Source organism: Streptomyces sp. NPDC048671, assembly GCF_055587045.1.
In genome coordinates this window covers 285,190-301,307 of sequence record NZ_JBVJHB010000012.1, presented here as the reverse complement: position 1 = coordinate 301,307, position 16,118 = coordinate 285,190, and the positions used below count along the sequence as shown (strand labels likewise).

Annotated in this window: 19 protein-coding genes and 1 pseudogene; 10 read left to right on the top strand and 10 right to left on the bottom strand. The window is 70.1% G+C overall.

The genetic code is table 11. From position 1 onward, the window contains the following. The first annotated feature begins 117 nt into the window (after window positions 1-117). The 3 genes from ACZ6S6_RS25430 to ACZ6S6_RS25420 are packed head-to-tail and all read left to right on the top strand — an operon-like array spanning window position 118 to window position 2,094. Entirely contained in the window at window positions 118-981 is an 864-nt protein-coding gene (locus ACZ6S6_RS25430) for an AraC family transcriptional regulator (protein ID WP_362965233.1), read from the top strand. Between the two features lie 10 nt (window positions 982-991). After that, complete coding sequence (locus tag ACZ6S6_RS25425) at window positions 992-1,792, top strand: AzlC family ABC transporter permease (RefSeq protein ID WP_469707019.1); 801 nt, start codon at window positions 992-994, stop codon at window positions 1,790-1,792. Then, window positions 1,789-2,094, top strand: a complete 306-nt coding sequence (locus ACZ6S6_RS25420; RefSeq protein WP_362965235.1) for an AzlD domain-containing protein — start codon at window positions 1,789-1,791, stop codon at window positions 2,092-2,094. Before ACZ6S6_RS25425 ends, ACZ6S6_RS25420 begins: the two co-directional genes overlap by 4 nt. A 24-nt stretch (window positions 2,095-2,118) precedes the next feature. Here the strand turns inward: ACZ6S6_RS25420 and ACZ6S6_RS25415 are convergent, their stop codons facing one another. Then, window positions 2,119-3,033 (bottom strand): hypothetical protein, encoded by a 915-nt coding sequence (locus tag ACZ6S6_RS25415; RefSeq protein WP_469707018.1) that lies wholly within the window; start codon window positions 3,031-3,033, stop codon window positions 2,119-2,121. 79 nt (window positions 3,034-3,112) lie between these two features. On the opposite strand from ACZ6S6_RS25415, the gene ACZ6S6_RS25410 reads away from it, so the two are divergent. The 4 genes from ACZ6S6_RS25410 (at window position 3,113) to recX (ending at window position 6,865) form a co-directional block, all read left to right on the top strand. Further along, complete coding sequence (locus tag ACZ6S6_RS25410) at window positions 3,113-3,307, top strand: DUF3046 domain-containing protein (protein ID WP_207316129.1); 195 nt, start codon at window positions 3,113-3,115, stop codon at window positions 3,305-3,307. Between the two features lie 181 nt (window positions 3,308-3,488). Continuing rightward, on the top strand, window positions 3,489-4,658 hold the full coding sequence (locus ACZ6S6_RS25405) for an AI-2E family transporter (RefSeq protein ID WP_362965278.1): 1,170 nt from the start codon (window positions 3,489-3,491) through the stop codon (window positions 4,656-4,658). A gap of 326 nt (window positions 4,659-4,984) precedes the next feature. Further along, window positions 4,985-6,115 carry a recombinase RecA gene (gene recA / locus ACZ6S6_RS25400; RefSeq protein WP_362965239.1) on the top strand — a complete coding sequence of 377 codons (1,131 nt, stop codon included), beginning with the start codon at window positions 4,985-4,987 and terminating at the stop codon, window positions 6,113-6,115. A 3-nt stretch (window positions 6,116-6,118) separates the two neighbouring features. Beyond that, on the top strand, window positions 6,119-6,865 hold the full coding sequence (recX, locus tag ACZ6S6_RS25395) for a recombination regulator RecX (protein WP_469707017.1): 747 nt from the start codon (window positions 6,119-6,121) through the stop codon (window positions 6,863-6,865). Between the two features lie 36 nt (window positions 6,866-6,901). On the opposite strand, the gene ACZ6S6_RS25390 is transcribed toward recX, so the two are convergent. Continuing rightward, window positions 6,902-7,600, bottom strand: coding sequence for a DUF6197 family protein (locus tag ACZ6S6_RS25390; protein WP_469707016.1), 699 nt, complete (start codon window positions 7,598-7,600; stop codon window positions 6,902-6,904). A gap of 409 nt (window positions 7,601-8,009) precedes the next feature. Between ACZ6S6_RS25390 and ACZ6S6_RS25385 the strand changes: the two are divergent. Both ACZ6S6_RS25385 and ACZ6S6_RS25380 read left to right on the top strand, forming a co-directional pair. Next, window positions 8,010-8,390: pseudogene (locus tag ACZ6S6_RS25385) on the top strand (ABC transporter permease); the annotation flags it as partial. Window positions 8,391-8,415: 25 nt separating this feature from the next. After that, window positions 8,416-8,640 (top strand): hypothetical protein, encoded by a 225-nt coding sequence (locus ACZ6S6_RS25380; RefSeq protein WP_469707034.1) that lies wholly within the window; start codon window positions 8,416-8,418, stop codon window positions 8,638-8,640. A 43-nt stretch (window positions 8,641-8,683) separates the two neighbouring features. On the opposite strand, the gene ACZ6S6_RS25375 is transcribed toward ACZ6S6_RS25380, so the two are convergent. The 8 genes from ACZ6S6_RS25375 to ACZ6S6_RS25340 form a co-directional block, all read right to left on the bottom strand. After that, window positions 8,684-9,082 carry a rhodanese-like domain-containing protein gene (locus tag ACZ6S6_RS25375; protein ID WP_469707033.1) on the bottom strand — a complete coding sequence of 133 codons (399 nt, stop codon included), beginning with the start codon at window positions 9,080-9,082 and terminating at the stop codon, window positions 8,684-8,686. A gap of 35 nt (window positions 9,083-9,117) precedes the next feature. Next, window positions 9,118-9,654: a cupin domain-containing protein gene (locus tag ACZ6S6_RS25370; protein ID WP_469707015.1), complete on the bottom strand. Its 537-nt coding sequence runs from the start codon at window positions 9,652-9,654 to the stop codon at window positions 9,118-9,120. A 74-nt stretch (window positions 9,655-9,728) separates the two neighbouring features. After that, entirely contained in the window at window positions 9,729-9,815 is an 87-nt protein-coding gene (locus ACZ6S6_RS25365) for a putative leader peptide (protein ID WP_311307652.1), read from the bottom strand. Window positions 9,816-9,848: 33 nt separating this feature from the next. Beyond that, a complete protein-coding gene (locus ACZ6S6_RS25360; protein WP_469707032.1) occupies window positions 9,849-11,471 on the bottom strand; it encodes an FAD-dependent monooxygenase in 1,623 nt (540 codons plus the stop codon). A gap of 242 nt (window positions 11,472-11,713) precedes the next feature. Further along, window positions 11,714-12,625, bottom strand: a complete 912-nt coding sequence (locus tag ACZ6S6_RS25355) for an amino acid ABC transporter permease (RefSeq protein WP_362965246.1) — start codon at window positions 12,623-12,625, stop codon at window positions 11,714-11,716. Beyond that, entirely contained in the window at window positions 12,622-13,287 is a 666-nt protein-coding gene (locus ACZ6S6_RS25350; RefSeq protein WP_362965248.1) for an amino acid ABC transporter permease, read from the bottom strand. The genes ACZ6S6_RS25355 and ACZ6S6_RS25350 overlap by 4 nt, the downstream gene beginning before the upstream one ends. A 74-nt stretch (window positions 13,288-13,361) precedes the next feature. Next, window positions 13,362-14,204, bottom strand: a complete 843-nt coding sequence (locus ACZ6S6_RS25345) for a glutamate ABC transporter substrate-binding protein (RefSeq protein WP_469707014.1) — start codon at window positions 14,202-14,204, stop codon at window positions 13,362-13,364. An 81-nt stretch (window positions 14,205-14,285) separates the two neighbouring features. Continuing rightward, window positions 14,286-15,074: an amino acid ABC transporter ATP-binding protein gene (locus ACZ6S6_RS25340; RefSeq protein WP_469707013.1), complete on the bottom strand. Its 789-nt coding sequence runs from the start codon at window positions 15,072-15,074 to the stop codon at window positions 14,286-14,288. Between the two features lie 349 nt (window positions 15,075-15,423). On the opposite strand from ACZ6S6_RS25340, the gene ACZ6S6_RS25335 reads away from it, so the two are divergent. Then, window positions 15,424-16,116, top strand: a complete 693-nt coding sequence (locus ACZ6S6_RS25335) for a response regulator transcription factor (protein WP_326591124.1) — start codon at window positions 15,424-15,426, stop codon at window positions 16,114-16,116. The last annotated feature ends 2 nt before the right edge of the window (window positions 16,117-16,118 follow it).

Genomic DNA, 16,118 nt, shown 5'->3' with positions numbered 1-16,118 from the left:
ACACTGACAACGGCCGCGACGCCGCCCTGCGACCGGGCCGGGCCACCCGCTCCGGCCGGATGCGCGGCCGGGTGGCCACGGTCGGTGACCTCCGCCGCGAGCTGCGAGAATTCGGGTATGGCGGGAACCGCGGGACCGGGGGAGTGGGCGAGGTACTGGCAGTACGCGGAACTGCCCGACCTCGACCTGCTGCGGGCCCGCTACGTCCGCCACACCTTCCCGCGCCACAGCCACGAGGGCTATGTGTTCGGCACCATCAGCCACGGGGTCGAGGACGTCGGGCTGCCCGGCGGCACCGTCCACGCGGGCCCCGGCACCGTCGTCATGATCAATCCGGAGGTGCCGCACACCGCCCGCGCCGGTGTCCCCGAGGGGTGGGTGTACGCCACGCTCTACCCGTCCGCACAGGTGATCAACGACATCGCGGCCGATACGACGAGCCTGCGCGGCACGGTCGGCTTCACGGAGACCGGCGTGGTCGATCCGTACGCTGCCCGGCTGATCGGCGAGGTCCACCGCGCGGCGGAGGAGGGCAATGCCCTCGCCGCGGACAGCCTGCTGCGGGTCATGGTCACGCGGCTGCTCACCCGGCACGGCAGCGCGCTTCCCGCCTTCGAGCCCCGGGCGGCGGGCGCGCGGGACGCGGAGCGGGCCCGTGCCGTACTGGAGAGCAGGATGGCCGGACCGCCCACGCTGGAGGCGCTGGCCACCGAGCTGGGCACGAGCCCGTTCGCGCTGCTGAGAGCCTTCAAGAAGCAGTACGGAATGCCGCCGCACACCTGGCTCACCGACGCCCGGGTCCGACGTGCGCGCCGGATGCTCGACGCGGGCACGCCTCCCGCGGCGGCGGCCGCCGAGGTCGGCTTCACCGACCAGCCGCACCTCAACCGTCACTTCACCCGGATCGTGGGCGTGCCCCCGGGCGCCTACCAGCGCGAACGTGCAAGAACGTACAAGACCGGCCCCGAGCTGCCCGGGTAGCGTTCAGACCGTGGCAGAACAGACAGCACCTCAGAGAGCCGGCGAACCGGCCGACGGCAGTGTGATGACCGCCGGGGCGAAGCCGGACGCGGCCGTCGTACGTGACGCGCTCGGCGTCGGCATCGCCGTCGGACTCTCCGGATTCGCCTTCGGCGTCACCTCGGCCGGCTCCGGACTGAGCCTGCTGCAGACCTGTGCGCTCAGCCTCCTCGTCTTCACCGGGGCCTCCCAGTTCGCCCTGGTGGGCGCCCTCGCCGCGGGCGGCAATCCGTACACCGCCGCAGCCGGCGCCTTCTTCCTCGGCGTACGCAACTCGTTCTACGGCCTGCGGCTGTCGCAGTTGCTCGCACTCCCGCGCGCCGTGCGTCCCTTCGCCGCCCACTGGGTGATCGACGAGACGACGGCAGTGACGCTGCCCCAGCCCACCCGGCGGGCCGCCCGGATCGGCTTCACCGTCACCGGGCTCACGCTCTACGTGCTGTGGAACCTCACCACCCTGGTCGGCGCCCTGGGCGCCGAGGCGCTCGGCGACACCGACGCCTGGGGGCTGGACGCGGCCAGTCCCGCCGTCTTCCTCGCCCTGCTCGCGCCGATGCTGAAGACCACGACGGAACGCGTCACCGCCGGGATCGCGGTTGTCCTCGCCCTCGGTCTGCTGCCGGTGCTGCCCGCCGGGGTGCCCGTACTGGTGTCCGCGCTCGCGGCACCCGTCGTCCTCTTTATGAGGGGACGCGGTAAGGGCCCGAGGGACATGAACGACGCGAACGACGCGACGGTTGCGCGCACGAGCACTTCGGAGGACGGCCGATGAACGTCTGGATCGCCATCGCGCTGACTGCCGTCGGCTGCTACCTCGCCAAGCTCCTCGGGCTCCTGGTGCCCGCCGGAGCTCTGGAGCGCCCCCTCGTGCAGCGCCTCGCCGCGCTGCTGCCGGTGGCGCTCCTGGCCGCGCTGACCGCGCAGCAGACCTTCGGCGACGGACAGCACCTGTTGCTGGACGCCAGGGGCGCAGGCCTCGCCGCGGCGGCGCTCGCACTCGTCCTGCGCGCCCCCTTCCTCGTCGTGGTGGGCGCCGCCGTGGCCGTCACCGCCGGGGTGCGGGCCCTCGGGTGAACACACGCGGCCCGAGGACCCGAGTCAGCCCAGGCCGCGCCCGTGCGCGCGCAGCGTCCGCAACGCCCTGAGCGTCACCAGGGGCCGCCCCTCCAGGGCGGTCCCCGGCGCCCATTGCCGCCAGGTCACCGGCCAGCCGCCGTCCGCCTCCTGCCCGGCCGCCAGGTGGTCCAGCGACAGATCCATCTCCGCGTCGGTGAACCACCGGCGGGCGAGCGACTCGGGGGCACGGGCGTAGTCGTACGGGAAATGCTGCTCGCCGGGCGCGTAACCGGCCGCCACCGGGTACTCCGCGCGCTGCTCCGGATCCAGCACGGCGAGCCGCTGGTCGCGTACCAGGCGCCCCAGGCGATCGGCCGCGGCCTCGGCCCGCGACCGGTCCGGGGCTCCGTCGAGAAAGGCGACGGCCGCCTCGATCTCGTACGGATGCGACACCTGAAGGGCGTCGACGGCCGCCCAGCAGAAGTCGGTGGCCCGGAACAGCCAGGCATGCCAGACCGCGTTTCGGTGCAGCAGCCCGACAACGGGGCCGGTGGCCAGCAGCTCGGCCGGCGGGTCGTCGACGATCGGAATGAACGGTGCGGCCGGATAGCCGCGTTGTGAGGGAAGGAGCGCGGGCAGCGCCCCCTCCTTCGTGGACACGTCCGTGAGGAAACGGCAGATCCGCTCCACCCGGAGACCGTCGCAGCGGCCGATGGAGTCGAGGACGCTCAGCGCGTGGGCCGTGTGCAGCGGCTGACTGACGGGGCCGCGCAGATCGGGTTCGAGCGCGTGACCATACCCGCCGTCGTCATTGAGATACGCGGCGAGCGCCGTTTCCACGGCATCCGCACTTCCTTTAAGGAAGTGATGAGCGAACCGCCGCTGTTCGAGGACACGGGCCGTGAGCCAGATGAACTGCTCGGCACGGTTGAGGGGACTTTCTCCGGTTCCAGCCATGGACCGACCGTAGGCCGGTGAACGCTCCCGGCAAGGGCAGGCGGCCCGTCTGCACTCTCAGGAGCGGGATACTGATGGCATGCGGTTGACGATTTTCTGGGAACGGATGGCGGACCACTTCGGTGCGGGCTACGCCGACTCCTTCGCCCGCGACCATGTGATGGCCGAGCTCGGCGGGCGCACGGTGCATCAGGCGCTGGCCGCCGGGTGGGACGCCAAGGACGTCTGGCGCGGAGTCTGCACGGCGGTCGGCATCCCCGCGGACAAGCGCTGACGCACAGCTGACGACCTGGTGGGCGGCGGTCGCCCGGGGTGCGCGACAGCTTGTCACAGCGGTAGGCGAGACTGGCTCCGTGGCACCGACAGACGAGACCGCTCAGACCCAGCCCCCCCGCACCCCGCCCGTCCCGCCGGCCGAGCCACCGGCCCCGCCGTCCGGCACCGGGCTGGGCCGCATGCCCGCGTGGCTGCCGCGTGCGATGGTGCTGGCCCTTGCGCTCTACGCCTGCTTCCGGCTCGGGAGCTGGGCGTTCGACCAGCTCATCGGGCTCCTGATCAACGTGCTGATCTCCTTCTTCCTGGCGCTCGCCATCGAGCCCGCGGTGAGCCGGATGTCGGCCGCCGGTATGCGCCGGGGCCTCGCCACGTTCCTGGTCTTCCTCGCCGTGCTGATCGCGAGCGTTGGTTTCGTCGTGATGCTCGGCTCGATGCTCGCGGGCCAGATCCTCGACATGGTCGACGAGTTCCCCAAGTACCTCGACTCGGTGATCAACTGGGTCAACCAGACCTTCCACACGGAGCTCTCCAGGGTCGAGGTGCAGGACAGCCTGCTGCATTCCGACTGGTTGCAGAAGTACGTCCAGAACAGTGCGACCGGTGTGCTCGACGTGTCGACCACGGTTCTCGGCGGCTTGTTCCGGCTGCTGACGATCTTCCTGTTCTCCTTCTACTTCGCGGCCGACGGGCCCCGGCTGCGCCGCGGGCTGTGTTCCGTTCTCCCGCCCTCCCGCCAGGCCGAGGTGCTGCGGGCCTGGGAGATCGCGGTGGCCAAGACCGGTGGATACCTCTACTCGCGCGGCCTGATGGCGCTGGTCTCCGGAGTCGCGCACTACATCCTGCTGGCGGCTCTCGGAGTGCCGTACGCGCCGGCGCTCGCGGTCTGGGTCGGGCTCGTGTCGCAGTTCATCCCCACGATCGGCACCTATCTGGCGGGCGCCCTGCCGATGCTGATCGCCTTCACCGTCGACCCCTGGTACGCCCTCTGGGTCCTCGGGTTCGTCGTGGTGTACCAGCAGTTCGAGAACTACGTGCTGCAGCCCAAGCTGACCTCCAGGACCGTGGACATCCACCCGGCGGTCGCTTTCGGCTCGGTGATCGCGGGTACGGCGCTGATGGGGGCGGTCGGCGCGCTGATCGCCATCCCGGCCGTGGCCACGCTGCAGGCCTTCCTCGGCGCCTACGTGAAGCGGTACGACGTCACGGACGACCCGCGGGTGCAGGGCCGGCACCAGGGCCGGCGCGGCGAGCCGCTGCCCATGCGGCTGCGCCGGCTCTGGCATGCCCCGGAGGACGGCGGCGGGCAGGCGACGGACGAGGAGCCGCAGGGACGGCAGCCGCGCTCCTGAGGGGGCTGGGCCGTGCCTGGCGAGGAGCGGAGGCGCTTCTGCCCGATGATGTCGCCGTAGTGCCCGTATTGAGTGTGATGCCGGATGTGTGGCGGTAGCTACCATTAATGACCGGTACCGGGGTACTACCCTGGGGGCGAGCCGGTGTGGCGTGGTGCGCTTGACACCAAAATCGAACATCCGTTCTCATGGGATTCCGGCCGGGTTTTGCCGGGCTCGACCGTGGAGTTGTCCACAGGCCGGGAGGACGTCGAGGCCCATTGTCAGTGGCAGGGGTTAGCGTCTGAGACGTGAAGCGATCGACTCAAGCAAATCGGGTGGAACCCATGGCAGGAAACGACCGCGAGAAGGCGTTGGACGCCGCACTCGCACAGATTGAACGGCAATTCGGCAAGGGCGCGGTGATGCGCCTCGGCGAGCGGCCGAACGAGCCCATCGAAGTGATCCCCACCGGTTCGACGGCGCTCGACGTCGCGCTCGGCGTCGGCGGCCTGCCGCGCGGCCGTGTGGTGGAGGTGTACGGACCGGAGTCCTCCGGTAAGACGACGCTGACGCTGCACGCCGTGGCGAACGCACAGAAGCTCGGCGGCACGGTGGCCTTCATCGATGCCGAACACGCCCTCGACCCCGAGTACGCGAAGAAGCTCGGCGTCGACATCGACAACCTCATCCTGTCCCAGCCGGACAACGGTGAGCAGGCTCTTGAGATCGTGGACATGCTGATCCGCTCGGGCGCCCTCGATCTGATCGTCATCGACTCCGTCGCGGCCCTGGTGCCCCGTGCGGAGATCGAGGGCGAGATGGGTGACTCGCACGTGGGTCTGCAGGCCCGTCTGATGAGCCAGGCGCTCCGCAAGATCACCAGCGCGCTCAACCAGTCCAAGACCACCGCGATCTTCATCAACCAGCTCCGCGAGAAGATCGGTGTGATGTTCGGCTCGCCGGAGACCACCACCGGTGGCCGCGCGCTCAAGTTCTACGCCTCGGTGCGCCTCGACATCCGACGGATCGAGACGCTCAAGGACGGCACCGACGCCGTCGGTAACCGCACCCGCGTCAAGGTCGTCAAGAACAAGGTCGCGCCGCCGTTCAAGCAGGCCGAGTTCGACATCCTCTACGGCCATGGCATCAGCCGCGAGGGCGGTCTGATCGACATGGGCGTGGACAACGGCTTCGTGCGCAAGGCCGGCGCCTGGTACACGTACGAGGGCGACCAGCTCGGCCAGGGCAAGGAGAACGCCCGCAACTTCCTCAAGGACAACCCCGATCTCGCCAACGAGATCGAGAAGAAGATCCTGGAGAAGCTGGGCGTCGGTGTGCGGCCCGAGGCAGTGCCCGCCGAGCCCGCGGCGGACGCGGCCGCAACCGCCGCGGCTCCGGCCGACGGCGCGGCGAAGCCGGTGTCCGCCGCGGCCGGCAAGGCCAAGCCGGCCAAGACGGCGGCGGCCAAGAGCTAGACCGTGACGCGTCGTACGGAGTGGCCGGGCAGCGCTGACGAATCCGGCGCGGGCCCCGGCCCCGAATCCGCCGCCGGACACCCCACCGGACCCGATCCCGAGTCCGATCCCCCCTACGAGCCGGCGGGGGCCGGCCGGGGCAGGGGGTCGGGTTCGGGCTCCGGATTCGGTGAGGGGGGCGGGCGCCGTTCCCGCTCCCGTTCCAGAAGCAGCGGCTCCCCCTCCTCGTCGAGGGCCGGGAAGGGGGAGCCGCGAGACCCGGTCGAGCAGGCGCGCAACATCTGTCTGCGGCTGCTCACCGGGACCGCGCGCACCCGGAAGCAGCTCGCGGACGCCCTGCGCAAACGGGAGATCCCCGATGAGGTCGCCGAAGAAGTGCTGTCGCGCTTCGAGGATGTCGGACTGATCGACGATGCCGCGTTCGCTGATGCCTGGGTGGAATCCCGGCATCAGGGCCGGGGGCTCGCCCGCCGCGCACTCGTCCGTGAGCTGCGGACCAAGGGGGTGGACTCGGCGGTCATCGACGAAGCCGTCGGTCAGCTCGACCCGGAGCAGGAGGAGGCGACGGCGCGCGAACTCGTCGCGCGCAAGCTCCGGTCCACCCGGGGGCTGGACCGCGACAAGCGACTGCGCCGGCTCGCCGGCATGCTCGCCCGCAAGGGATACGGGGAGGGAATGGCCCTGCATGTGGTGCGCAGGGCACTCGAGGAAGAGGGCGAGGACACGGAAGGGCTCGACGATCCCTTCTGACCGGCCGGCACTCCGGTCGGCACTTCTGCTGCGTGCTTACTGCCCGGCGCGGGCGGCGCGGCTGATGGTGGCGTCGATCAGGGCGACAGCGTCTGAGGCGGTGCGCCCGGGGTACCGGTTCCACGGCCCGATCAGCCCGGTCCAGCCCTGGGAGCGGAGCTCGGTGATCATCCAGGCGCCGGCCCGGTCGACGGTGGCCCGAGAGCCGTAGCCGAGGCGGTGCGCGGTGAGCATGGCACCGCAGACGCAGCGGGCGCCCCTCGCGTTGCGCAGCCGGTACGGGGTGTTCTGCCAGCCCCACTCGGTCAGGATCTGCCGCGCATGGGCGAGATGGGTGGAGGGCCGCACCTCGGCCTGTCCGATGCGCCGCCAGGAGTGGAGCCGGTCGGGCAGAACCGCACCGATGCGCCCGGGGAGCGGACGCTCGCGCGGCGCGGTGGCGGGCAGGGCGCGGACCGTATCCGCGATGAGCTGATCGACCGGCACGGACAGCAGGTCACGCCAGTCGGCCGGGGCCCCCTGCGACGGGTGTGACGGGTGCAGGGGGTGTGACAGGCGTGACGGGCCGTCCGGATCGAGGGCGTCTGGATCGGGCCCGGCCGGGACGGGACGTACGGGTTCCTGTTCCTGGGCCGTGAGGTCCCAGCCCGTGACGATCTGCCGCCACGCATCGGTGTCGTGGAGACGAGCGGCCTGGATGTCGAGTTCGTCAGGGGTGAGGGCGGTGGTCGGCATGGGTGCGGGCTCCCCGTCATAGCGGTCCTTGTCGTTGAGGCGAATGTCCGTCCCGCACGGGGATCGCTCCACCGGAGCGAGGCCATACGGGTGTGTCGCGACGGATTCGGGCCGGGAAGCGCCCTTCGACGCGCGGGCCGGGAAGCGCCCTTGGCGCTGGGGAAAACCCCCGCACGAAGACGGCGGAACGCTCCAGTGCACAGGCGCCTGTGCACGGAGCAGTGTGTGACGCATGCCGAAGCGGCCTGTCACGGACGCGGGGCGGACGACGTGCCCCCGAACCGGAGCCCGGAGCCCGGAGCCCGGAGCCCGGAGCCCGATGCCCGATGCCCGGAGCACGCAGGCCCCGTGACGGCAGCATCTCGGGCAATCACACCGCGGGCGACAACGGAAAAGAGACGGACGCATCGTGATGCTGCGCTACGCACTGCGGACGATCAGACACCGCAAGGGCGGATTCCTCGGAGCGCTGCTGGCCCTCATGTGTGCCGCTGCCCTCGTCACCGCCTGCGGCACCCTACTGGAGACCGGTCTGCGCGGGCGTATCGCCACCGAACGCTATGCAGCGACGCCGCTCGTCGTCTCCGCCGACCAGAACGTCCACCGGACCACCGTCAAACACAAGGGCAACGGAAAGACCAAGGTCAAGCACAAGGCGAAGCCGGTCGCCTAACGTGCCTGGCTCCCCGCGGGCGACGCCGACCGGCTCCGCGGTCTGGAGGGCGTCCGTGCGGTCGTCCCCGAACTGACCTTCCTCGCCCAGCCGCTCGGCCTCCCGTCAGGCGACGGAGCTGCCGGCCCATCGTCTCGAGGCCGTGTCGGTCCTGCTGATCGCCGCCGTTCTCGGAGCCGGCATCGCGCTCGCCGTGCTGACCGCGTTCAGTATCGGTATGACGGGCGGCGCGGCGCCCGCCGTTCTTCCGCTGGTGTACGCGACGGTGGTGGGCGCCGCGCTGCTGCTGGCCCTGACTGCCACGGCACTGCCGGGCAGAGTGGCGCTGAAGGCCCGCCCGATGGAGGCCGTCACGTCGAGTCAGTGACCGGGGCCCCGCCGCGCCGGTGGCCCCCGCCCTGGGCTCCCGGTCACGCGTCGACCGGGAGCCCCGCCGCGCGCCAGGCCTGGAAGCCGCCGACCAGATCGGTGGCCCGGTACAGCCCGAGCCGGTGCAGGGACTCGACGGCGAGGCTCGACGCATAGCCCTCGTTGCAGATCACCACGACCTGGAGACCGTGGCTCACCGCCTCCGCCGCGCGATGGCTCCCCCGCGGGTCCAGCCGCCACTCCAGCTCATTGCGTTCGACGACCAGCGCCCCCGGGATCAGCCCGTCCCGGGTGCGCAGCTCCGCGTAGCGGATGTCGACGAGCAGGGCCCCCTCGGCGGCCGCCGCCCTCGCCTCGTCGGGGCCGAGCCGCTCGTACCCGGACCGGACCCGCTCCAGCAGCTCGTCGATCCCGACTCGTTCCGCGCCAATCCGCCCCATACCCACCCGTTCCGTACCGTCGTGCGGTTCGTCGCTCACTGCCAGTCCTCCGGGCTTTCGGTCTGTTCGAGGCGGAGTACCGCGCCCGTGCGGCTGTAGCGCCGGATCTGCGGCAGCGGCGGATAGTACGCGTGGACGGAGACGGCGTGCTCCGCGGCGGACTCGTTCAGCACCTCGTGCACGTGGTGCCTGCCGAAGGCCCTGCCCCGACCTGCCGTCAACTCCCGTGAGCGGTCGATGTCCTCGGTCAGTTCCAGGGTCTTCCACCCGTCGGTGGGCAGCCGCGCCGCGAGCGAGTGCTCCCTGAGCGTGCCGCTCGCGGTCAGGAAGGCGCCGATCGAGTCGGCGTGGTCGTGCCAGCCGGTGCCGGTACCGGGAGGCCAGCCGATCAGCCAGGCCTCGCTGCCACCGGGCCCGTCGAGCCGGATCCAGGTCCGGCCCTCGGGATCGAGGGGGAGCGAGGCGATGAGGCCGGCGTCCGAGGCGGTACGGCGGACGAAGTCGAGCAGTTCCGCAGCCGTCGGACCGGAAGTGGACGTGCGTACGGGAACAGGGGAGGGAGAGGCAGACATGGGGACCGTCCTGAGAGTTCGCGCGGACGCTCACGCCGTACGTCGTGGGGCACGGCGGAGCAGGTGAAGGCGATTCAGCAGGACGGGCGACACACGCAGCCCGCATAGCGGAGCAGGTCCATATGGACCCTCCGCCACAGGCGCACATCGGTGTCGGTCATGTTCCGGAGTAGACCATGTGCGCCTGCGGAGGGTCAATTGACGTCTGCGGTGCGGTCGGTGCGGTCGGTGCGTTCGGAGGTGCGGGCCGCGCCGCCGCGTGCCGCTTCCGCCGCCGCGAGGAGCTCCGCGGGCTGTACCCCGCCGAAGGACTCCACGAGGTGGCCGTCCGGTCTGACCAGCAGAACGGTGTGCGCGGACGCCCCCGGATAGCTCTCCGCCACCAGCAGCTCACCCTTCACCGGCAGGGCGTCCACCGCCTCGACGAGCCGGGGCATGACCCCTGCCCGCATCCAGTGCCGCCGGTCCCACACACCCGTACCGGGGGCCACCAGGACCACCAGGAGCTGTCCCTGCCCCAGCCGCTCCCGAAGCCGTACGGCCGTGCCGTCCGGCGCCGTCACCCGCACATCCGCGACCGGCGCACCGAGGGGCGTACCGACAGAGGCGTGCGCCTCGGCGCGTGGGGGCGCAAGGGGGGACATGGAGTAGGAGGGGGGCGCACCGAGGGGGCCGCAGCCCAGATGTCCGTCGGTGAGCAGCGAATCGTGCCCCCGTGCGCTCCCCGGGACCAGGGTCCGCAGCCCTCCGCCGCCCCGCAGTATCGGCAGCGACTGGTCGGCGGCGCGCAGCCGCGAGGCGACCGCGGCCCGGCGTTCGGCCTGGTAGCTGTCGAGGAGTGCGTCGGACGCGCCGTGATGCCAGGCCAGCGCCAGCTTCCAGGCCAGGTTCTCGGCGTCCCGCAGCCCTTCGTCCAGCCCCTGGGTGCCGAGCGCGCCCAGCAGATGGGCGGCATCACCGGCCAGGAAGGCCCGCTTCACCCGCCACCGCCGGGCGAGACGGTGGTGCAGCGTGTAGACGCCGGTGTCCAGCAGCTCGTACGGCGGTGTCTCGCCGCACCAGCCCGCCAGGGTGTCCCGGACCCGGGCGACCAGGACGTCGGGCGTGACGAGCTCGCCACGTGGCGGCAGCAGCCAGTCCAGCCGCCAGACATCGTCGGGCAGCGGGCGTGCGGTCACCTCGGCGCCACCGGTGCGCCACGGCGGCAGCCGGTGCAGCACGGCCTCGCCCGGCCAGGGCAGCTCGGTGCGCAGCGCGGCGACGGCATGCCGTTCCACCGCCGTACGCCCGGGGAACCGGATGTCGAGGAGCTTGCGGACCGTGGACCGCGCCCCGTCGCAGCCGACCAGGTAACTCCCGCGCCACCAGGTCGAACCGGGTTCCCTGGTGTGCACGGTGACCCCGGCCGGATCCTGCTCCAGCGTGTCGATCCGGCTGAGCCGCGCCACCTGGACGAGGTCCTGCGCGGCCACCGCGTCCCGCAGTCCGCGTACCAGCGCGTGCTGCGGCAGATGGACGGGGGCGGCCGGCGGGCCTCCCGGCGGGGCGCCTTCCTCCAGGGGCAGTTCGCGTACCAGCTGTTTGCGGCGCAGGGACCGCCAGCCGGACCAGCGAAGGCCCTCGTCCTGGAGCGTCTTGCAGCCGAGCCGCTCCACCAGGGCCGCGGTGTCCTCGCGCAGCACGACCGTGCGGGCCGGGCGCGTCTCGTCCTTGCCGGGGTCCTCGTCGAGGAGCACGGAGGGCACACCCTGCGCCGCGAGGGCGAGCGACAGCACCAGACCGACCGGCCCGGCGCCGACGATGATCACCGGGTCCACGGCGTGGCCCCCGGAACGTGTGCGGTCGGACGCGTGGAGGCGCACGAGCAGAGCGAACGGGCCGGGACGGCCCACGGGGTCGGGGACGGCGGCGACGGAGATGCGGCGGCGTAGGGGGCTCGGTGCGCGATCACAGAACGTATGCAACCTACTGCCGGTGCGTGCGTCAAGTGACACCGGAACGCGGCGAGGGGCGGTGGCGGATGCGCCACCGCCCCTCGCGGACGTCTGTCGACCAGCCGTCAGACGGCGCGTCCGTCAGCAATGTTGAGCGACGGCGCACCGATCGTCTCCAGGCCGCCCCCGGGGCCGCCCCCTACGACGGTACCCGTGCTCTTCTTCGCGCGCCGGAGCCGCTGCTCCAGCCAGCTCGCGAACGAGGTGAGAGCGAAGTTCAGCGCAATGTAGATCACGGCAATGATCGTGAAGCACGCGATGGTGTTCGCGCCGTAGTTCGCCGCCATCGGCCGGACCGACGCCAGCAGCTCCGGGAAGCTGAGTACCGCGCCACCGAGGGCGGTGTCCTTCACGATCACCACGATCTGGCTGACGATCGCGGGCAGCATGGCGGTCACCGCCTGCGGCAGCAGCACGAAGAGCATGGTCTGGCCCTTGCGCATACCGATCGCCTTGGCCGCGTCCGTCTGTCCCGAGGGGAGCGTCAGGATGCCGGCCCGCACGATCTCGGCGAGCACCGAGGCGTTGTAGAGCACCAGGCCGGTCACCACCGCGTACAGCAGGCGCGTGTCCGGGTCGAGCTCGGTGTACTCGGAGTACGCCTGGTTCGCGATGACCATCAGGATCAGTACGGGAATGGCGCGGAAGAACTCCACGACCACGCCGGAGGGCGCCCGCATCCACCGGTGGTCCGAGAGCCGGCCGATCCCGAACAGGGCGCCCAGCGGCAGCGCGATGATCAGAGCGAAGAACGCTGCCTTGATCGTGTTCTGGAATCCTGGCCAGATGTACGTCCCCCAGGGCTGGGAGCTGGTGAAGAAGGGCTTCCACTTGACCCAGTCGAGCTGGTGCTTGGAGGCCAGGCCGTCGTAGACCCACCACACCACGGCCGCGGCGACGACCACGAACAGAATCGTGTACAGGATGTTGCGCCGCTTGGCGCGTGGCCCCTGGGCGTCGTAGAGGACGGAGCTCATCGCTTCACCGCCACCTTCTTGCTCACCCAGCCGAGAATGAGGCCGGTCGGGAGGGTCAGGACGACGAAGCCGAAGGCGAAGACCGCGGCGATCAGGATCAGCTGGGCCTCGGCCTCGATCATGCCCTTCATCAGGTACGAGGCTTCGGCCACCCCGATCGCCGAGGCGACAGTGGTGTTCTTCGTCAACGCGATGAGCACGTTGGAGAGCGGGTTGACCACCGACCGGAATGCCTGCGGGAGAATGATCAGCAGCAGTACCTGGGTGAAGCTCAGGCCGAGCGCACGTGCCGCCTCGGCCTGGCCGACAGGCACCGTGTTGATGCCGGACCGCAGGGCCTCGCAAATGAACGCGGCGGTGTAGGCGATCAATGCCAGTACCGCGAGGCGGAAGTTGATGCCGTCGGTGTCGGTCGCGCCGAGACTGATGCCAAGCGTCGAGTACAGGCCCAGCGAAGCGAACACAATGATCACGGTCAGCGGAATGTTCCGGACCACATTGACGTAGCCGGTCGCGAAACCGCGCATGAGGGGGACCGGGCTGACCTTCATGCCGGCCAACAGCGTTCCCCATATGAGGGAGCCGAGGGCGGAGTAGACGGTGAGTTGCACCGTCACCCAGAAGGCCCCCAGCAGGTCGTAACCATCAAGAAAGTCGAACACGATCTCCCGCGCTTCCGCGTGTAGGAGGGCACGGCGCGCCGCGGTCAGGGGCGGCGCGCCCGGTCAGCCCTGCTTCACTTGACGACGTTGCCGATCTTCGGGGCAGGCTCGTTCTTGTAGTTCGCCGGGCCGAAGTTGGCCGTCACGGCCTTGTCCCACGAACCGTCCGAGACCATCTTGGCCAGCGCGTCGTTGACCTTCTTCTTGAGGTCGGCGTCGCCCTTCTTCAGGCCGATGCCGTAGTTCTCGTTGGTCATCTTGAAGCCGGCCAGCTTGAACTTGCCCTTGTTGGCGTCCTGTGCGGCGTAGCCGGCCAGGATGTCGTCGTCCGTGGTCAGCGCGTCGACGACCTTGTTCTCGAGGCCGGTCAGGCACTCCGAGTAGCCGCCGTACTCCTGAAGCTGGGCCTTCGGGGCCAGCGTGTCCTTGACGTTCTTGGCCGAGGTCGAGCCGGTGACCGAGCAGAGCTTCTTGTTGTTCAGGTCCTTCGGCGACTTGATCGAGTCGTCGTCCGCGCGGACCAGGATGTCCTGGTGGGCGAGGAGGTACGGGCCCGCGAAGTCGACCTTCGCCAGACGCTCGTCGTTGATCGAGTAGGAGGCGGCGATGAGCTTCACGTCACCGCGCTCGAGCGACGTCTCGCGGTCGGCGCTCTTGGTCTCCTTGAAGTTGATGTCCTTGGCGTCGTAGCCCAGTTCCTTGGCCACGTACGTGGCGACATCGACGTCGAAACCGGTGAACTTGCCGTCCGGGGTCTTCAGGCCCAGACCCGGCTGGTCGATCTTGATGCCGATCGAGATCTTCTTGCCGCCGCCCGAACCGGACGAGTCGTCCTTGTCGTCGGAACCACAGGCGGTGGCGGTGAGAGCGAGAGCGAGCACGGCGGCCGAGGCGGCGGTGACCTTACGAAGCTGCATGGTGAAATTCCCTAGAGTTGACGCGATGTGAGTGATCAGCCGGTCCGGAAGCCGGCGCTGAAGGCCACGACGGCGGCTCCATCAGTGGTGAAGGATCTTCGACAGGAAGTCCTTGGCCCGGTCACTGCGCGGGTTGCTGAAGAACTGGTCGGGCACGGCCTCTTCGATGATCTTCCCGTCCGCCATGAAGATGACCCGGTTCGCCGCGGAGCGGGCGAAACCCATCTCATGGGTGACGACGACCATGGTCATGCCCTCGCGGGCGAGCTGCTGCATGACCTCCAGCACCTCGTTGATCATTTCCGGGTCGAGTGCGGAGGTCGGCTCGTCGAACAGCATGACCTTGGGGTCCATCGCCAAGGCCCGCGCGATCGCCACGCGTTGCTGCTGACCGCCGGAGAGCTGCGACGGGTACTTGTCGGCCTGGGTCGCCACGCCCACCCGGTCGAGCAGCGAACGCGCCTTGTCCTCGGCCGCCCTCTTCTCCGTCTTGCGGACCTTGAGCTGGCCCAGCATCACGTTCTCGAGCACCGTCTTGTGGGCGAAGAGATTGAACGACTGGAAGACCATGCCGACATCGGCGCGCAGCCGTGCCAGCTCCTTGCCCTCCTCGGGCAGGGGCTTCCCGTCGATCGAGATCGCGCCCGAGTCGATCGTCTCCAAGCGGTTGATCGTGCGGCACAGCGTGGACTTCCCGGACCCCGAGGGCCCGATGACGACCACGACCTCGCCGGAGGCGATCGTCAGGTCGATGTCCTGGAGCACATGCAGCGCGCCGAAGTGCTTGTTGACGTTGCTCAGCACGACCAGGTCGTCGCCGGCCGCGGGCACAGCGTCCTCGGCGCCCTTGGTCACTGAAACTCCGCTCATCGGCTTTTTGCTCCGTCCTCCTCGGTTGGGAAGGACCCTAGTGACGCAGTGCGACCAGCGTCATTACATCTGAGCGGAAATTGAGCATAACGATCCGGCCGCAACCGGACACTCCGTGTGAAGGGGACGCCCTGCGGGCCCTCCGGGCGTACCGGGTGCATAACGGAAACATGGATGCAACGGGTGAGCACTTGACTGGTCCACCGGTCATCGGAGTGGATGCCCTGATACACCCTGATGTGAAACGCCTCGAAACGGGGAAGTGACCAGAGGTCCACGCGACCGCGCCGACATCACGACCGCACCGACCCACAACCGCACCGACACCGCACCTTCGGAGAGGGGGCCCATGAGACTGCTGCTCGTCGAGGACGACAACCACGTCGCCGCCGCCCTGTCCGCGATCCTCGGCCGGCACGGCTTCAAGGTGGTGCACGCCCGCAGCGGCGAGGAGGCCCTCCAGGCCCTCCTTCCCACGGATACGGAACCCTTCGGCGTCGTGCTCCTCGATCTGGGGCTGCCCGACCAGGACGGCTACGAGGTGTGCGGCAAGATCCGCAAGCGCAGTTCCGTTCCGGTGATCATGGTGACCGCACGGGCCGACGTCCGCTCCCGGATCCACGGGCTGAACCTCGGCGCGGACGACTACGTGACCAAGCCGTACGACACCGGCGAGCTCCTCGCCCGTATCCACGCCGTCAGCCGCCGCAAGCCGGCCGGTGAGGAGACCGGGCCAACGCCCGTCGCCGCGCTGCGCCTGGGCCATGTGCACATCGAGCTGCCCACCAGGCGGGTCAGCGTCGACGGGAGCGAAGTACAGCTCACCCGCAAGGAGTTCGATCTCCTCGCCCTCCTCGCGCAGCGGCCCGGAGTGGTGTTCCGCCGGGAGCAGATCATCAGCGAGGTCTGGCGCACGAGCTGGGAGGGGACGGGGCGCACGCTTGAGGTGCACGTCGCCTCCCTGCGCGCCAAGCTGCGGCTGCCCGCACTGATCGAGACCGTGCGCGGGGTCGGCTACCGCCTCGTCGCCCCGTCCGCGTAGAG